17 protein-coding genes are annotated in these 18,289 nt (G+C 44.1%); 11 read left to right on the forward strand and 6 right to left on the reverse strand.

What is annotated here, in order from left to right; translation table 11 throughout:
* The first annotated feature begins 16 nt into the window (after positions 1 to 16).
* From ADP71_RS03940 to ADP71_RS03960, 5 genes are all read left to right on the forward strand, one after another.
* The gene (locus ADP71_RS03940; protein WP_171460906.1) at positions 17 to 409 is read left to right on the forward strand and encodes a DUF485 domain-containing protein; all 393 of its coding nucleotides are present in this window, start codon (positions 17 to 19) and stop codon (positions 407 to 409) included.
* Positions 410 to 2,092, forward strand: coding sequence for a cation acetate symporter (locus ADP71_RS03945; RefSeq protein ID WP_019958417.1), 1,683 nt, complete (start codon positions 410 to 412; stop codon positions 2,090 to 2,092).
* A gap of 92 nt (positions 2,093 to 2,184) precedes the next feature.
* Positions 2,185 to 4,149: an acetate--CoA ligase gene (gene acs / locus ADP71_RS03950; protein ID WP_171460907.1), complete on the forward strand. Its 1,965-nt coding sequence runs from the start codon at positions 2,185 to 2,187 to the stop codon at positions 4,147 to 4,149.
* A gap of 109 nt (positions 4,150 to 4,258) precedes the next feature.
* On the forward strand, positions 4,259 to 4,567 hold the full coding sequence (locus ADP71_RS03955) for a hypothetical protein (protein ID WP_019958419.1): 309 nt from the start codon (positions 4,259 to 4,261) through the stop codon (positions 4,565 to 4,567).
* Between the two features lie 48 nt (positions 4,568 to 4,615).
* Positions 4,616 to 5,026, forward strand: a complete 411-nt coding sequence (locus ADP71_RS03960; protein WP_019958420.1) for an HNH endonuclease — start codon at positions 4,616 to 4,618, stop codon at positions 5,024 to 5,026.
* Positions 5,027 to 5,110: 84 nt separating this feature from the next.
* Here ADP71_RS03960 and ADP71_RS03965 read toward each other — a convergent pair whose 3' ends face one another.
* Entirely contained in the window at positions 5,111 to 5,614 is a 504-nt protein-coding gene (locus ADP71_RS03965) for a tetratricopeptide repeat protein (protein ID WP_019958421.1), read from the reverse strand.
* Between the two features lie 130 nt (positions 5,615 to 5,744).
* On the opposite strand from ADP71_RS03965, the gene ADP71_RS03970 reads away from it, so the two are divergent.
* Positions 5,745 to 6,551 (forward strand): alpha/beta fold hydrolase, encoded by an 807-nt coding sequence (locus ADP71_RS03970; RefSeq protein ID WP_019958422.1) that lies wholly within the window; start codon positions 5,745 to 5,747, stop codon positions 6,549 to 6,551.
* A gap of 413 nt (positions 6,552 to 6,964) precedes the next feature.
* Here ADP71_RS03970 and ADP71_RS03975 read toward each other — a convergent pair whose 3' ends face one another.
* The 4 genes from ADP71_RS03975 to ADP71_RS03990 all read right to left on the reverse strand — a co-directional run bounded on the left by ADP71_RS03975 (position 6,965) and on the right by ADP71_RS03990 (position 10,633).
* The gene (locus ADP71_RS03975; RefSeq protein WP_019958423.1) at positions 6,965 to 7,309 is read right to left on the reverse strand and encodes a zinc ribbon domain-containing protein YjdM; all 345 of its coding nucleotides are present in this window, start codon (positions 7,307 to 7,309) and stop codon (positions 6,965 to 6,967) included.
* Positions 7,310 to 7,436: 127 nt separating this feature from the next.
* A complete protein-coding gene (locus tag ADP71_RS03980) occupies positions 7,437 to 9,074 on the reverse strand; it encodes an acyl-CoA synthetase (RefSeq protein ID WP_019958424.1) in 1,638 nt (545 codons plus the stop codon).
* Positions 9,075 to 9,500: 426 nt separating this feature from the next.
* On the reverse strand, positions 9,501 to 10,343 hold the full coding sequence (locus ADP71_RS03985) for an IS3 family transposase (protein WP_104931415.1): 843 nt from the start codon (positions 10,341 to 10,343) through the stop codon (positions 9,501 to 9,503).
* Entirely contained in the window at positions 10,319 to 10,633 is a 315-nt protein-coding gene (locus ADP71_RS03990; RefSeq protein WP_104931416.1) for a transposase, read from the reverse strand. The genes ADP71_RS03985 and ADP71_RS03990 overlap by 25 nt, the downstream gene beginning before the upstream one ends.
* Before the next feature lie 413 nt (positions 10,634 to 11,046).
* Between ADP71_RS03990 and ADP71_RS03995 the strand changes: the two genes are divergently transcribed.
* Positions 11,047 to 11,964, forward strand: coding sequence for a LysR family transcriptional regulator (locus ADP71_RS03995; RefSeq protein WP_019958425.1), 918 nt, complete (start codon positions 11,047 to 11,049; stop codon positions 11,962 to 11,964).
* Positions 11,965 to 12,048: 84 nt separating this feature from the next.
* Here the strand turns inward: ADP71_RS03995 and ADP71_RS04000 are convergent, their stop codons facing one another.
* Positions 12,049 to 13,344: a replication-associated recombination protein A gene (locus tag ADP71_RS04000; RefSeq protein WP_104931550.1), complete on the reverse strand. Its 1,296-nt coding sequence runs from the start codon at positions 13,342 to 13,344 to the stop codon at positions 12,049 to 12,051.
* A gap of 315 nt (positions 13,345 to 13,659) precedes the next feature.
* On the opposite strand from ADP71_RS04000, the gene ADP71_RS04005 reads away from it, so the two are divergent.
* From ADP71_RS04005 to thrC, 4 genes are all read left to right on the forward strand, one after another.
* Positions 13,660 to 15,165 carry a succinate CoA transferase gene (locus tag ADP71_RS04005; RefSeq protein ID WP_019958427.1) on the forward strand — a complete coding sequence of 502 codons (1,506 nt, stop codon included), beginning with the start codon at positions 13,660 to 13,662 and terminating at the stop codon, positions 15,163 to 15,165.
* A 125-nt stretch (positions 15,166 to 15,290) separates the two neighbouring features.
* Entirely contained in the window at positions 15,291 to 16,346 is a 1,056-nt protein-coding gene (gene rfaQ, locus ADP71_RS04010) for a putative lipopolysaccharide heptosyltransferase III (RefSeq protein ID WP_019958428.1), read from the forward strand.
* Positions 16,347 to 16,358: 12 nt separating this feature from the next.
* Positions 16,359 to 16,754, forward strand: coding sequence for a hypothetical protein (locus ADP71_RS04015; RefSeq protein ID WP_019958429.1), 396 nt, complete (start codon positions 16,359 to 16,361; stop codon positions 16,752 to 16,754).
* Between the two features lie 8 nt (positions 16,755 to 16,762).
* Complete coding sequence (gene thrC / locus ADP71_RS04020; protein WP_171460908.1) at positions 16,763 to 18,178, forward strand: threonine synthase; 1,416 nt, start codon at positions 16,763 to 16,765, stop codon at positions 18,176 to 18,178.
* The last annotated feature ends 111 nt before the right edge of the window (positions 18,179 to 18,289 follow it).

An 18,289-nucleotide genomic window follows, 5' to 3' on the forward strand; every position in this document is an offset into this window, starting at 1 on the left:
TACAAAGGAGAGAAAAATGGAGAAAAATATTGCACGGCAAGTGCTTGAAAATCCAAAGTTTCAAAAGATGGCCAAAACCAAGAGTATGTATTGCTGGAGTTATTCGGCTTTGATGTTTGTCATTTATGTGATTTTCATCATGTATATGGGACACCAGGATTTTCATCATGTATATGGGACACCAGTTTCAGAAGGCAGTACCACTACTGTGGGTATTTATGTGGGTTTGTTTGTCATTTTATTTGCCATTGCTATTACGGGTGTGTATGTGCGTCAAGCCAATGGTCCACTAGAAGTGATTACACAAGATGTGGTGAGTGAAGTATTGAACAATACCAAAACCGATTCAGCTTCTAAAAATGCAGCCAGTGATACTGATGCTGTGAATGCTGCGGCAAAGGAGGCATAAATGACTCAATATAAAAAATATGCATTGTATGGCTTGTTGGCGTTGACAGGGGCGTTTGCGCAAGCAGATGCCTTGACAGGGGAAGTCAAAAAACAATCGGTGAATATGTCTGCCATCATCATGTTTTTCATTTTCGTTGCGGCGACTTTGTACATCACATTTTGGGCAGCCAAGCAAAACAAATCGACCAAAGACTTTTATACCGCAGGTGGTGGTATCTCAGGCTTTAAAAATGGTTTGGCGATTGCCGGTGACTACATGTCAGCAGCTTCGTTCTTGGGTATTTCTGCGATGGTATATACCACAGGTTATGACGGTTTGATTTATTCAACGGGTTTCTTGGTGGGTTGGCCTATTGTATTGTTCTTGATTGCAGAGCGTTTGCGCAATTTGGGTAAATACACCTTTGCCGATGTGGCCGCTTACCGCTTAAAACAAAAACCTGTGCGCTTGTTCGCTGCCTCAGGCACTTTGTTGGTAGTCATCATTTACTTGATTGCTCAGATGGTTGGCGCAGGCAAATTGATCCAATTGTTGTTCGGTTTGGATTACATGTATGCGGTAATGATTGTGGGCGTGTTGATGGTGATGTATGTATTGTTCGGTGGTATGTTGGCAACGACATGGGTACAAATCATCAAAGCAGTGATGTTATTGTCTGGTGCAACGTTCATGGCTTTGATGGTTTTGAAAGTCGCCAATTTTAGCCCAGAAGTAATGTTCACTGAAGCGGTTGCAGTACATCCTAAAGGTGACGACATCATGTCTCCGGGTGGTTTGGTGAAAAACCCAATCGACGCTTTGTCTTTAGGCTTGGCTTTGATGTTCGGTACGGCTGGTTTGCCACACATCTTGATGCGCTTCTTTACCGTTAAAGATGCCAAACAAGCGCGTAAATCTGTTTTTGTTGCAACGGGTTTCATCGGTTACTTCTACATTTTAACATTCATCATCGGTTTTGGCGCGATCATGTTTTTGACCAAAAACCCGAACTTCTTTGAAGAAATCACCAAAGACGGTGCACCTGTGATGCAAATGATTGGTGGTACCAACATGGCGGCGGTACATTTGTCTCAAGCTGTGGGTGGTGACTTGTTCATGGGCTTCATTTCTGCGGTGGCGTTTGCAACAATTTTGGCGGTAGTTGCAGGTTTGACTTTGTCAGGTGCTTCTGCTGTGAGCCATGACTTGTATGCAACTGTGATTAAAAAAGGTCAAGCCACTCAAGCGGAAGAATTGAAAATGTCTCGTTTGACCACTTTGGTATTGGGTGTGTTGGCGATTTTCTTGGGCATTGCTTTTGAAAACCAAAACGTGGCTTACATGGTGGGCTTGGCGTTTGCCTTGGCAGCTTCAGGTAACTTCCCAATCTTGGTGTTGTCAATGTTCTGGAAAGGCTTGACCACTCGTGGTGCGGTTGTTGGTGGTTTCTCAGGTTTGTTGGTTGCCGCTTTGTTGATCGTGTTGGGACCAACTGTATGGGTATCTGTGTTGCACCATGATGCACCAATTTTCCCTTACGGTAACCCTGCTATCTTCACCATTCCATTGGCATTCATCATGGCTTGGATTGTGTCTGTGACGGATAACTCAGCTCAAGCAGTACAAGACCGTGCAGGCTTTGAAGCACAATATGTACGTTCAATGACGGGTATCGGTATCACGGATGCTTCAGATCATTAAAAAAGATGGTTATTAATTGGCAGTAAATAGGTTCAGGACGGCTAACACAGCGTCCTGAAACAAAATAAGAAAATGCAACGGAGAATCAAATCATGGCAGCAATCGAATCGGTATTAAAAGAAAATCGTGTGTTTGAACCATCAGAAGCGTTTCAAAGCACCGCTAATGTGAGTGGCATGGCCGCTTACAACGCTTTGTGTGAGAAAGCCAACCAAGACTACGAAGGTTTTTGGGGCGATTTGGCACAAGAGATGATTACTTGGAAAAAGCCATTTACACAAGTTTTAGATGAAAGCAATGCGCCATTTTACAAATGGTTTGCTGATGGTGATTTGAATATTTCTTACAATTGCTTGGATCGTCATTTGGCTGACAAAGCCAATAAAACGGCCATTATTTATGAAAAAGACGATGGTTCTTCTGAAAACATCACTTACCAACAATTGTATGAGCGTGTGTGTCAGTTTGCCAATGGTTTGAAATCTTTGGGCGTGGGCAAAGGCGATCGCGTGATTATTTACATGCCGATGGTTCCAGATGCTGTGGTGGCGATGCAAGCGTGTGCGCGCATTGGTGCGATTCATTCTGTGGTGTTTGGTGGTTTCTCAGCAGGTGCGGTCAAAGACCGTGTACAGGACGCTGCTGCCAAAATCATCATCACTGCCAATGAAAGCGTTCGTGGCGGTAAAAGTGCCCCATTGAAAGTGACCGTAGACGAAGCTTTGAAAGATGGCGATTGCCCAAGCATTGAAAAAGTGATTGTGTTTGCCCGCACTGACAAAGAAGTGGCGTTTGACGCGGCACGCGATATTTGGTGGCACGATTTGATTGCCAATCAGGCCAGCGAATGTGAACCTGAATGGATGAATGCAGAAGATACTTTGTTTGTTTTGTACACCTCAGGCAGTACGGGCAAACCAAAAGGCGTACAACACAGTATTGCAGGTTATTTATTGGGCGCGATGTTGTCTTTGAAATGGGTTTTTGACCACAAACCAGACGATGTATTCTGGTGTACGGCTGACGTAGGTTGGATTACCGGTCACACTTACATTGCTTATGGTCCTTTGGCTTGGGGCGCGACACAAATCGTGTTTGAAGGTGTGCCAACTTATCCTAATGCAGGCCGCTTCTGGGAAAGCGTAGAAAAACACAAAGTGACCACATTCTACACCGCACCAACCGCGATTCGTTCATTGATTAAATTGGGTGCAGATTTGCCTAATCAATACGATTTGTCTAGCTTGCGTTTGTTGGGTTCTGTGGGTGAGCCTATCAATCCTGAAGCGTGGATGTGGTATTACGAAACTGTTGGTCGCAGCGAGTGCCCGATTGTGGATACGTGGTGGCAGACAGAAACAGGCTCTAACATGATTGCGCCTTTGCCTGGTGCGGTTGCCATCAAACCAGGTTCTTGTACTTTGCCATTGCCGGGTATTATGGTAGACATTGTGGATGAATCAGGTGCATCGGTTGACCAAAGCAACGGTGGTTTCTTGGTCATCAAACGTCCATTCCCATCTTTGTTGCGCACGGTTTGGGGCGATGACGAACGCTTTAAAAATACGTATTTCCCAGAAGAATTGGGCGGTAATTTGTATTTGGCAGGCGACTCGGCACACCGTGATGAAAACGGTTATGTATGGATTATGGGTCGTATTGACGATGTATTGAATGTTTCAGGTCACCGTTTGGGTACGATGGAAATCGAATCGGCTTTGGTAGCCAATCCATTGGTAGCAGAAGCTGCGGTGGTGGGCAAGCCACACGATGTCAAAGGCGAAGCGGTGGTGGCGTTTGTGATTTTGAAAGGCGATCGTCCAGAAGGTGAAGATGCCAAACGCATTGCGCAAGAGTTGAAGAGCTGGGTGGCGCATGAAATTGGCAAAATCGCACAACCTGATGACATTCGTTTTGGCGACAATTTGCCGAAAACCCGCTCAGGCAAAATCATGCGTCGTTTGTTGCGCACTTTGGCCAAAGGCGAAGAAATCACCGCCGATACTTCTACTTTGGAAAACCCACAAGTTTTGGAACAATTAAAACAAAGCGTGTGATGGCTTGTTAAAAGCAATTTAAGCGTCCTGTAAAATTGACAGGACGCTTTTTTTATTTTATTCAATATTTATGATATATGTATAGAATAACCATCATGAAATAGAATCCATGGGTAAAATTTTAACTGAACACATTCATTTGGCGTATGAGTTAGGGAAAAAAGTATTTTCAAAATACATGACTTTGACACAAGCTGCTAGTGAGTTGGTTCATATTGGTATGAATAAAAAATCGGCTGAAATGTATGTGACATTTTATTTGTGTTTGCGACGTGGCTCGGTTGCGACAAGAGATATTAATTTAGAAGCATTGAATTATTTTTTAAATAGGATTTTACAAGAAGAAACTACGGAAAATTTTGCCGTGGCAATGAAAAGTTTTAAAAGCCATATTGATTGGTATGAAAATGAGTTTTAAAAGCCGGTAATAGGACGATTAAAAATTTACCGCCAATTTGAAGCTTATTTGCCTCAGCCGACTATTTTGTATTTTGATGAACAAGACTCATCGGTGTCATCAGAACCACCAGAGGTGCTTTATCTAGAAGGTGCTCGCAAAACCATCACCGTCAACGCTTATGAGCGCCATTCCAAAGCCCGCCAAGCTTGTTTGGATCATTATGGTTATCAATGCCAAGTTTGTGGTTTTGATTTTGAACGGCAATATGGTGCGATTGGCAAAAACTTTATTCATGTTCATCATCGTGAAGATTTGGCGTGTATTGAGGCCGAATACCAAGTCAATCCGATGGTAGATTTGGTACCTGTTTGTCCTAATTGTCATGCCATGTTGCATCAAAAAAAGCCTGCATATTCCATTGATGAATTGAAAGTCATATTGAAACAGCATGATTCAATGGCAAACTTATCTGAATGATAAGCGTCCTGTAATGTTTACAGGATGCTTGCTAGGTTGAACTATATATAAAATGGGTATGTAAATTGAATGAGTTAGCATGGATTAACAATTGGGTATTTGTTTTAAAAACTTCAAGCTCAATTGCGTATTTTCATGTTGTTGTCCCAATACTTTTAAGCGTCCTGAATAAGCTTGTTGCATGTGTTCACATGCTAATTTGTTTTGATTGCCCGACAATAAAATCACTGCCAAATTGTGCCTGCTCAATAAGGTCAATGCATCAAGCATTCCTAAATATTGCTCTCGTAAGGACAAAGCTTCGCTCAAAGCGTAATAAGCGTCCTGTAAATTTCTTTGATGCATGTATGCCACACCCAAATTATTCAAAGTAGCCGCCCGATTGATTTGGGTTTTGGCATCGGTAGCAGTCAAATCAGGTAAAGCTTGTTGGTACAAACTGATGGCTTGCTGGTATTGACCTTGTTGTGCCAACGCAAAGCCTTGATTGTTCAAATGGACACCGCGTTGTTGATTGGGTGAGGCGATGCTCAATGGAAGGAAACACAGCATCATTAAAATCAATATGGTATGGTTTTTAATATTCATGGCATATTCCAAATGATTTATAAGAGTCGTTAAAAATTTTGAATCTGTGTATCTTAATACATATAGATTAATCAAACAGCTTGTCCGATGATTGGTTTAAACCATCCCTGATATTTTTAGAGACGAATGCATGCAATCCAAAATTTACTTCGCCCACGCCAATGGCATTCCTGCTGCGGTATATCAAAGTCTGTGGCAATGTTTACAGGACACGTATCAAGTGTCTTATTTGCCGATAGTGGGCATGAATGCGGCATATCCTGTGAGCTTGCATTGGGAGGCTTTGGTGGATGAGGTTTTGGAAGACATGCAGCAAAGATATGGAAACGAAGCTGTGATTGGAGTGGGGCATTCGTTTGGGGCTTTGTTGTTGTGGCGTTGTGCTTTCAAGCGTCCTGAAAGGTTTACGCAATTGGTGTTAATGGATCCGCCGATTATGATGGGTATGCGTGCGATGGTGTTTGAGCCGTTGCAGTATTTTAAATTGAAAATGGCCGACAAATTTTCGCCAGCTGGTGTGACTTTGCGGCGGCGGGATACATGGCAGCATCGGGACGAGGCGTATCAATCTTTGCGCCACAATCGCTTGTTTCAACATTTTGAAGAGGCTTGTTTTGCCGATTATATGCAACATGGTTTGGTGGCGACTGGTGTCGATGAGACGGTGACTTTGCGCATTCCCAAGCGGCTTGAAGCAGAAATTTTTCGGCAATTTCCTGTGTATTGGTGGCGCAAACCTTCTGTGGCATTGAATCTGCCAGTACATTTGTTGGCGGCAAGTGGTGGTTTGTTTTACCAACAAGGGCACACGACGGCATTCACACGCAAATTTGGCATCCAGCAAACTGTGGTGCAAGGTGGGCACATGTTTCCGTTAGAGCAAGTGGCGCACACGGCAGATTTGTTGCGACAAATTTTATGCCAAAAATCTGCATGAATGAGTGGGGACGGTTGGGATGATAGTGTTTTGTCATCATCAAAAAGGATGAAAATGTGTTTGGATGAAAATGGATATTGATTTCCAATAAAAGCGTCCTGTAAACCTTACAGGACGCTTTCGTCATGCATATCAATTAATCCATAGACATTATATTGCTATCTTTAGTCTTCAACATTCAGGTCAATGGCGCATTAACAGCATTTATTCAGGTTTAATTGTGGCTGTTAAACGATGAAGCCAGAAGCATTTTCGCTAAAAAATGACATTTCGTGAAATGAAGATGTCTTCTGAAAACATACATGCAAAACCAATATTTTTATTCTATCAGATGGCGATGTGAGCAGCGAATTTGCTGCTCGTACAGTTTCAAATGAAAAAATCGTATCAGGTGTTTTCATTTGAAACTGCAATTAGGCTTTTTTGACAAATTCTGATTTCAATTTCATCGCACCGATGCCATCAATGCGGCAATCGATATTGTGACCGTCGGCAGCATCAGGCAACAAGCGAATGGTTTTGACTTTGGTGCCGACTTTGACCACAGACGAAGAGCCTTTGATTTTCAAATCTTTGATGACGGTGACGCTGTCGCCATCTTGTAAAACATTGCCATTGGCATCTTTGCTGATGGTGGTTTCTTCGTTGGTAACTGCTTCATTGGCTGACCATTCGTGGGCGCATTCAGGACAAATGAATAAGGTGCCATCTTCGTATGTGTATTCAGATTGGCAGTGCGGGCAAGCAGGTAAAGACATGGTTGGCTTTCTTAAATCAAGTGAGAAAGTGCGCATGATAGCACAAGACATTTATGAGCTTGTGCGCATGGCTTAAAAGCGTCCTGTAAAGTTTACAGGACGCTTTTTTAAGATGTTTTAATGACAATTATGGTGTAGTAGCGGCTTCAACGATGGCTTTGGCTTGGTTGCGCAGCGCAAATTTTTGGATTTTACCCGTTGAAGTTTTTGGAATGTCGCTGAAAGAAAAATGTTTTGGGACTTTGTAACGCGCCAAATGTTCACGGCAATATTCGCGCAAGGCTTCTACCGTCAAATCCACACCATCGCGCAATTCGACAAACGCAAACGGCACTTCGCCCCATTTTTCGTCTCCCACTGCCACCACAGCGCAACTTAACACTTGTGGGTGTTTGTAAATCACGTCTTCCACTTCAATGGATGAAATGTTTTCACCGCCTGAAATGATGATGTCTTTGCTACGGTCTTTGATTTGCACATAACCATCAGGATGTACCACGCCCAAATCGCCCGTATGAAACCAACCATCGGCAAAGGCTTCTTGGGTGGCACGCGGATTTTTCAAATAACCTTTCATGACAATATTGCCACGGAACATCAATTCTCCAATGCTCACGCCATCGTGTGGCACAGCTTCCATTGTAATGGGGTCTAAGACGCTTAAGCCGTCCTGTAAATGTGAGCGCACACCTTGACGCGCGTTTTGTGCCGCACGGCCTGAAATGTCCAAATCCAGCCACTCAGGACGCTGCACACACACAGAAGCAGGGCCATATACTTCGGTTAAACCGTATACATGGGTGATTTCAAAATCCATTTTTTCCATCGCTGCCAAAACCGCTTCAGGCGGTGCAGCACCTGCAATCGAACCTTTGACCAAATGTGTCACGCCTTGTTTGAGTTCATCAGGCGCATTGGCCAAACCCGCATGCACTATCGGTGCGGCGCTGTAATGAGTCACGCCAAACGTTTTGATGAGCTCAAAACACACTTTAGGGTCAAAACGACGCAAACACACGTTGACACCTGCACGAGCGGCAATCGTCCACGGGAAACACCAACCGTTACAATGGAACATTGGCAAAGTCCACAAATAGACAGGGAATTTGGGCATGTCCCAATCCATAATATTGGACAAAGAATTCATCATCGCGCCACGATGGTGATAAACCACGCCTTTAGGGTCGCCTGTGGTGCCTGAAGTGTAGTTCAGCGCGATCGCATCCCATTCGTTTTCAGGCAAAACCCAATTGTTCAAATCTTCGGCAGTATTCAAAAACGTTTCGTATTCAATATGGCCGTAATCGTCTTCTTCAGGACCCAATAAATCATTGACTTGAATCACATACAAATCGGGCATGGCTTGTTTAATGGCAGCCACTTCGCTGGCAAATTCAGTGTCGGCAATTAAAACTTTGGCTTCGCCGTGTTGCAAACAAAAAATCATCGCCTCGACATCCAAGCGGATGTTCAAAGTACACAATACACCACCAGACATCGGCACGCCAAAATGTGCTTCGACCATAGCAGGCGTATTCGGTAGCAATACAGCCACTGTGGTGTTGCGACTGACACCTTGTTGGCGCAAAGCCGCTGCCAATTGGCAGCAACGGTGGTGAGTATCACGCCAATTTTGACGCAAGCTGCCATGCACAATGGCCAATTGGTCGCCATAAACTTCAGCCGCACGCAATAAATGGTCAATGGGGGTCAACGCAGCGTAGTTAGCGGTTTGCTGGGTCAAATCGGTATCAAAATCTGCCATATTTTATCCTTTGTCGAATGATTTTATTTTTGGGACTGTGAATCAGACTTACATCATTGTTTTTTTATTATTAATAATGATTTTGAAACGCTTGTCAATTGCTAAATGAAACATAAATCATATGAATTCAATGTAATGTAAATATTTATTATAAATAATTCTATATTTTGTATTTAATTTAAGTTTTTATTTTATAAATATGATAAATTTTGATATAAATTTAATTTAGAGTATGATTGTTAATGTGAATTTATATTCATTTTTTGTTGACATTGTTTTGAACTCGGTTAAAACAAATTAGGTTGTTAATTTGAGAATTACTGATTTCTGATGGGCAAGATGTGGATATGTGTGCCACAAAAATATGATGAGTCGCTTATTGCAGTTGTTTGAATACGTGTAATGACCTAGCACTTTCTGCACAAGTCACAAGCTTAATCGATAGACTTCAGTAGGAGTTTTCATACCCAATGCCTGATGAGGTCTTCGTTCATTGTAAAACTGTATCCAATCGCTCAATACACGATTGGCATGTTGCAAACTCTCAAAGCGGTAGCGATGAACGCATTGCTCTTTAATGGTGCGAATCAATCTTTCCACCATGCCGTTTTGCTGTGGGCAATGCGGTGTGATGAATTCTTGCTGCAAACCATAACTGCTCACCAACGCAGTATATTTGCGACTGGTAAACACCAAACCATTGTCTGAACGCAATAAGAAACGTTCAGGCACCTTGCCCAAACAGCGAAAGCGGCTGATCAAAGCGTGTTCCAATGCACTCACAGCCGTACTGGCTTTACCAGTTTTGGAAAGTTGCCAGCCCAATAATTCACGGGTATGGCAATCCATTACCAAAGCCAGACTGAGCCAACCATCTTTACCACCCCAAACCCGACACAAATCTGTAGACCAACGTTGATTTGGCTCCTGTGCTTTGGATGGCACCGCTTGAATCCGAGGTCTGCGACCGACTGAGCGTTTACGTACTTGCCAACCTTTGAGCTGAAACACACGTTGGACAGTGTTTTTATTCATACTCAGCAAAGCAGCAACCGTCCTGTAACCAAATGATGGTTGTTCTTCAATCAATTGTTTAATCGGTTCTGAATAGCATTCTTTTACCACTGGCTGTTTGCGATGTGGTCGGTAATACACTGAACGACGAGCCACACCAAACCAAGCACACAAGCGGCTGATGCTGACGTGAACACCATCAGATGCAAACTGTTCATGCAAACGCCAAATCAGTTCTCGTCCCGCTCCAACCATTCCTCCAACTTTTTTCGCGCACGCAGCTCCAACATCGCTTCACCATAAGCGGCCTGTAATTGGTGAATTTGCTTTTCGTATTGCTGACGCACATCACGAGGTTTGGCTCGCAAAGCGTTTTCCATACCTTCTTTAGCTTGATCAACCCAGCTTTCCAATTCAGATGGCGTTAAATCAAATTGCCGAGAAGCTTCGGCTACCGTGGTCTTACCTTGGATGATTTCCAATACCAATGCACTCTTGCGTTTGGCACTCCAACGTTTGTTTTCATCACTCATTTGGCTACTCATTTTAGTATCTCCTAGATGGAATAATACCTGAGCAGAAATTTAGTGGGTCATTACATACGTTTCTTCATAATTTGAAAAATTTATGATAAAAGTTTGAATTTAAGTTATATTTTTATCTAGAAGTACAGAGAATATTTTCTGGTGTGAAAGTATGGCAATGATGATAGTGATACTTCATTGAAAGATATTTTCAGATTGCATATATAATATGCAAATTAAATTTTTAATTTGTACAGACAACTGTATTTTGATGACATTTTCATGGTGTTTTGGGAGTCAGAGATGCGTGTCATCGTGATCAAACATCCTCATTTTGCTTGAGGCAAATGAAAATTTGCTAATTTTGAAGATACAATATGATTCAAAATGGTAGACCTTTGTTGGAATAGGTTGACCAAGAAAAAGGTGATGGGATGGATACGTTAAAAGCGATACAAGTGTTTGTAGAGATACATCAACAAGGCAGTTTGACCAAGGCAGCGGAGAAATTGATGTTGTCTCGGGCGATGGTATCGCGGTATTTAGAGTTTTTAGAAAATCGTTTTGGTGCCCGATTGATGCAGCGCAATACCCGCCGAGTGTCATTGACTCAAGCTGGGGAAGAGGCGTTAGGGTATTGTTTGACGATTTTAGAGCAGGAAAAAAAGCTGCAACAATTGAATGCCGATGCTCAAATACAAGGGGTGTTGCGTATCAGTGCAGGGCATTTTATGGCTCGTGCGTATTTGTTGGATGCGATTGTGGCGTTTCAAAAAACAGCACCATATGTGGCTTTTGATGTGTTGTCACAAGAGCAGATGGTGGATTTGATTGCCAATCATGTGGATGTGGCGGTACGTGTGAGCGCACATGAAACCGATGGATATGAAACCTTGGTTTTGGGTCAAGTAGAGCCATGGTTGGTTGCCACACCGACTTATTTACAACAAGCTCATCCGTTGAATCACCCTGAGCAATTGCTGTTACATTCATGTTTAGTGCATTCGTATTTGTCACAAAAAGTTTGGCCTTTGACGCAAAAAGGCGGACAAGTGCGTGAATATAAGCTTAATAAGGTATTTCAATCCAATGATGTGTATGTCTTGTTAGAAATGGCTTTGCGCCACAAAGGCATTGGTATGTTACCTATGGATTTGGTGGCGGCAGATGTGGCTACAGGACGCTTGGTGCGGGTTTTGGCAGATTATGATTTGCCAACTTATCAAGTCATGGCGGTCTTTGTATCTCAAAACCACATTCCTTTGATGCTGAAAAAATTTTTGGATTTTTTGCCTTTATTTTTTACCCAACAACAAAAAGCCATTCAGCAACGTGCACACAATATGGCATAAATGTTGGTGGCGTTGGCTCAAAAGCCAAAAGCATCCATACCAAGCCCAACCATACCAGTTGGGCTTTGTGGTTTGTGTGGAATCTTAAGCTTGTTCATCCAAGCTTTTGAGCCATTGTAGTTTCTCTCTCAATTTGATTTCTAAGCCACGCTCGACCGGTTGGTAAAATTCAGGTTCAGCGATACCGTCTGGCATATACGTTTCACCCGCAGCATAAGCATGTGGTTCATCGTGTGCGTAGCGATAAGCATGACCATAACCCATTTGTTGCATCAATTTGGTTGGCGCATTGCGCAAATGTATTGGCACTTCACGCGTGGGTTCTTGAGCAACAAATTGGCGTGCTTGTTTGTATGCCACATAACCTGCATTGCTTTTGGGTGCGGCGGCCAAATACAGGACGGCTTGTGCCAAAGCCAACTCGCCTTCGGGGCTGCCCAATCGTTCGTATGTGGTGGCGGCATCGTTGGCCAATTGCATGGCGCGCGGGTCTGCCAAGCCTATGTCTTCCCAAGCCATGCGCACAATGCGTCGTGACAAATACGCCATGTCTGCGCCGCCATCTGCCATGCGTGTGAACCAATACAAAGCCGCATTTGGGTGTGAGCCACGCACGGATTTGTGTAAGGCAGAAATTTGTTCGTAAAAAGAATCGCCGCCTTTGTCAAAACGGCGCAATTGGCTGCCTAAGCATTGGCTGAGAAAAGTCGGGTCTATTTGGGTACTTGCTTGGGCTAAAGCGGCCTGTAAACTTTGTTCTAATAGATTTAAAAAGCGTCTGCCATCGCCATCTGCCATGTGTACCAATGTTTCTTGGGCCTCTTGAGTTATGGAGATATTTTGGTATTCAGGCAAAGCCAATGCTTTGTGTGCCAAAACCTGTAAATCTTCAGAACAGAGTGAGTGTAAGGTATACACTTGAGCACGGCTTAACAACGCAGGATTGACTTCAAACGATGGATTTTCTGTGGTGGCACCAATGAAAGTTAATAAGCCGCTTTCAACATATGGCAAAAATGCATCTTGTTGTGATTTGTTAAAACGATGTACTTCATCGACAAATAAAATGGTGATTTGCCCACGTTGTAAAGCCATTTGCGCTTGTTCCACCGCCAAGCGTATGTCTTTGACACCGCTTAAAACAGCAGACAATGGCAAAAATTGCGCTTGGAAGCTTTGTGCAAAAATGCGTGCCAACGTGGTTTTGCCCACTCCGGGTGGTCCCCATAACAACATAGAGTGTGGTTTGCCGCTTTGAACGGCCGTGTGCAAAGGCTTTCCTGCTGCCAATAAATGTTGTTGACCCACCACATCAGATAATTTTTGTGGACGCAAGCGTTCTGCCAATGGTGGTAGGGGTGTTGAAGCAAACAAATCCATAACATCACGCCAAAATTGAATAAAGGCTTTTATCATAACACTGTGTTGGTCGAAAAGCGGGCTTTATGGTCTTTGCATTATGGTTGAATTAAGTGGTTTGTTACGTATGATTTTTTATGTGGATGAGGCAACAATTAACATATGTATTATTAAATAAGTTAATAGTTATTGTGCAGAGCAACATTTGAAATGCTTGATATATTTTGATTTAAACGCTATGTTTGCATCCGATTAGATGGAAATGGACCTGATTTTAAGTAAAATCACTCCCACATTAAATCCAGTTATGAATAAGTAAATTAAAAGAGGAACGACATGACTCAAGAACGCATTAAAGTAGCATCTTTATTAGACAAAGTGATGAGCGCAGCAGAAGCGGCACAGTTGTTTGAAGACGGCATGGTAGTCGGTTCTAGTGGTTTTACCAAAGCAGGCGACAGTAAAGAAGTTTTGCCTGCATTTGCAGATCGTGTCGCAGCTGGTGAAAAAGTTCAAATCACCTTGTTAACAGGTGCTTCTTTGGGTCATGGTACCGATGGTAAATTGGCAGCAGCGGGTGCTTTGAAAAAACGCATGCCTTTCCAAGTAGATGCCACTTTGCGCGGCAAAATCAACCAAGGTGAGATTTTGTACTTGGATCAACATTTGTCTGAAGCAGCCGAATTGTTGCACAACGGTTTCATGAAATTAGACTTGGCTGTTTTGGAAGTCGCTGGTATTGAAAAAGATGGCAGCTTGATTCCAACCACTTCTGTGGGTAACAGTGCCAGCTTCGCAGCTTTGGCTGACAAAGTGATTTTGGAAGTGAACGAATCGGTACCATTAGATGTTTTGGGTATTCACGACATTTATATGGCTGAAAGCTACCCATACCGCAACGTGATTCCTGTGGTCGCTGCGGACAACAAAATTGGTCGCCGCACCATTCCTTTGGACATCAGTAAAGTTGTGGCGATTGTGCGCACGAGCAAACATGACAGTCCAGCGGACATCGCTGCACCTGATGCAAAAACCACTGCCATTGCTGGCCACATCTTGAAATTCTTGGAAGCGGAAGTGGAAGCGGAACGCTTGACCGAGCGTTTGTTGCCGTTGCAAGCGGGTATTGGTAAAGTTGCCAATGCAGTCTTGACTGGCTTTAAAGACTCTAACTTCAAACACTTGACGATGTTCTCTGAAGTATTGCAAGACTCCACTTTTGATTTGATTGATGCCGGTGTGATGGATTTTGCTTCTGCGTCTTCAATCACCGTTTCTGCTGAATGTTACGACCGTGTGATGAATAATTTGGATGCTTACCGTGACAAAATGGTGTTGCGTCCACAAAACATTTCTAACACACCAGGTTTGATTCGTCGTTTGGGCGTGATTGCCATCAACACAGCGATTGAGTTTGACATTTACGGTAACGTGAACTCAACCCACATCAGCGGTAGCCGTTTGATGAATGGTATTGGCGGTTCAGGTGACTTTGCGCGCAATGCTTACTTGTCGATTTTTGTGACGCAAGCGGCATCTAAAGAAAACAAAATCTCGCATGTGTTGCCAATGGTTTCTCACGTTGACCACACCGAGCACGACGTGGACATCTTGGTGACTGATGTTGGTTTGGCAGATTTGCGCGGCTTGGCGCCACGTGAACGCGCGATTGAAATCATCAACAACTGTGTACACGAAGACTACCGTGAAGAGTTGAAAACTTACTTTGAGCGCGCTTGTGCTGAAGTAGGCGGTCAAACACCACATTTGTTGGGCGAAGCATTCGCTTGGCACATTCGTTTGGCAGAAACCGGCTCTATGAAAAAAACGGTGACTGCATAAGCGGTCATCGGTGATGGAATCAAGCGTCCTGTAAGTTTACAGGACGCTTTTTTATTGCTTTGCTGGCATGGTTTTGTAATCGGATTGGGTTATAATTGCGCCTTTATTTCTGAAGGTGGCGGCGCATGGCCAAGCGGTATCTCATCATCAAATTAAGGCACCATGGCGATGTATTGCTCATCACACCTGTGATTGCGGCTTTGAAGGCGCGCGAGCCTGATTGTGTGATTGATGTGGTGATTTACAAAGAAACCCGCGACATGCTGGCGGCACATCCTGATATTCATCATATTCACCTCATTGACCGTTCATGGAAAAAACAAGGCATCAAAGCGCAAATAGGGCATGAATGGGCGCTGCTTAAAAGTGTGAAGCAAAGTCGATATGATGTGGTGGTGTGTTTGGCAGACCAATGGCGTGCGGCTTTGCTGGCCAAAGCCAGTGGTGCGGCCAAACGCATTGGCATTGCGTATCCGTATCGAGATGGCAAAATGTGGCGGGTGTGTTTGACAGATGTGGTGCCTGAATTGGATTCTCATCATCATATTGTCGAACAAAATTTATTGGCATTAAAACCTTTGGGCATTGAGCCGACGGCGCGTGTGCCGTTGAAAATGGCGTACCACGCTGATGATTGGCAACAAGTAGAGGCTTTATTACAAGCGCAAGGCTGGCAAGGCGAGGATTATGTGGTGGTGCATCCGGGTTCGCGTTGGTTTTTCAAGTGTTGGGATGACGATAAAATGACGGCTGTCATCCAAAAATTATTGAATCAAGGCAAAACAGTGGTGTTGAGCGCGGCACCTGATGAGCGTGAATTGGCGATGTTGCAAAACATTCAATCGCAATTGAATGTGCTTACAGGACGCTTGTTGGTGATGGCGGGCAATATGAATTTGCGCCAATTGGGCGCTCTGATTGACCATGCTACATTATTCATTGGTGTGGATTCGGTGCCTATGCACATGGCAGCGGCCACGCAAACGCCTGGTGTGGCTTTGTTTGGACCGACTTTTATTCAGCGTTGGCGACCTTGGACGGACAAAGCTAGCGTGGTGTATGCCGCCGATTTTGGCGATTTGCCGCATCCGAACAGCATTGATGTCAATACCAAAGAACGTTATTTGAGCGCCATTCCTGTGGACGCGGTGTGGCAGGCGATTGAACAACAGTCTACTTAAGGATTTAGCACGATGAAACATATTATTACTGCAACTGTTTTGGCTTTGACTTTGGCGGCATGTGCCGGTGGCACAACGGGTTTGGGTTATGGCAACACAGGCAGTACAGGCAATACTAATGCTGCGAGCGGCTTGGGCAAAACTTTGGTTCAAAGCTATGCACGCAACCAATGTTCGGTAGAATTGAACAAGCGTCAAGAATGGCGTTTGATGGCATTGGCGGTGAGTGCTGACAAACAAGCACAGTGGGAAGAGCAAATTTGTGGTTGTGTTTCAGAAGAAGCACCGAACAGCGTGACGGTTTATGATTTGACCCAAGCGGCAGTCAATCCTCAAGCGCGTACTGAAATTGTGGCCAATGCGGTGACCAAAACCGTATCGTCTTGTTTGAATCGTTTAGTGAAATAAGGATTATCATGCAATACCAAAGTACCCGTGGCGAAAGCCCATTGCGTTCATTTAGCCAAGTATTGTTGATGGGTTTGGCACCCGATGGCGGTTTGATGATGCCAACGAGTTATCCAAAAATTTCGACCGAGACCTTGACCCAATGGCGCAGTTTGTCTTATGCCCAATTGGCATTTGAAGTGATGAGCTTGTTCATTGACGACATTCCTAGCGAAGATTTGCGTGTGATGCTTGAGCGCACTTATACCGAAGAAGTGTTTGGTACGGCCGATATCACGCCTGTGCGCCGCTTACAGGACGGTTTATTGGTACAAGAATTGTCTAACGGTCCAACTTTGGCATTCAAAGACATGGCGATGCAATTTTTGGGTCAAGTATTTGAATATGTTTTGGCACGCGAAAACAAAACTTTGAACATTTTGGGCGCAACCAGTGGCGATACTGGTTCTGCAGCAGAATACGCGATGCGCGGCAAACAAGGCATTAATGTGTTCATGCTTTCGCCTGAAGGCAAAATGAGTGCGTTCCAACGTGCGCAAATGTTCAGTTTGGCCGATGAAAATATTCACAATATTGCTGTGAATGGTTTGTTTGACGATTGCCAAGACATCATCAAAGCGGTGCAAGCGGATGCCGAATTCAAACAAAAATATGCCATTGGTACAGTCAATTCGATTAACTGGGCGCGCATTGTGGCGCAAGTGGTGTATTACGTGCGCGGTTATTTGGCAGCGACCACCAGCAACGATGAAAAAGTGTCGTTCTGTGTGCCGTCAGGCAATTTTGGCAATGTGTGTGCAGGTCACATTGCGCGCCAAATGGGTTTGCCGATTGAACGCTTGATTGTGGCGACCAATGAAAACGATGTGTTGGACGAATTCTTCAAAACTGGCGCTTACCGTCCACGCACTTCTGACAACACTTTCATCACATCCAGTCCATCTATGGACATTTCCAAAGCGTCTAATTTTGAGCGTTTTGTGTTCGATTTGGTCGGTCAAGATGGCGAAAAAGTGCGCCAATTGTGGGCAGGTGTAAACAGTGGTGAAGGTTTTGATTTGGCAGACCAATTGGCCCAAGTACATGGTCAATACGGCTTCGCTTCAGGCTCATCCACTCACCAAGACCGTTTGGATACAATGAAAGCGGTGCATGCTGCAGGCGATGGCTTTGTCGATCCGCACACCGCTGACGGCATCAAAGTGGCGCGCCAAGTGCGTTTGGACGGTGAAACCATCATTTGTTTGGAAACGGCTTTGGCGACCAAATTTGATGAAACCGTGCGTGAGGCTTTGGGCAACGATGTGGTGATTCCACGTCCTGAGGCTTTGAGTGGTTTGGAAGATTTGCCGCAACGAGTGACGGTGATTGACAACAATGCCGAAGTGGTTAAAGACATCATTCGCCAAGCTGTGACCGCATAATATGCAACATTAACGGTATTTAACTCAAAGCGTCCTGTAAACCTTTACAGGACGCTTTTGTATGTCCAGCGGCAGATTGTGATGAAAGCCGTTTTCGCTTACAATAGCTCC

The organism is Vitreoscilla sp. C1 (assembly GCF_002951955.2).
In the GTDB taxonomy this organism is placed as follows: domain Bacteria; phylum Pseudomonadota; class Gammaproteobacteria; order Burkholderiales; family Neisseriaceae; genus Vitreoscilla; species Vitreoscilla stercoraria.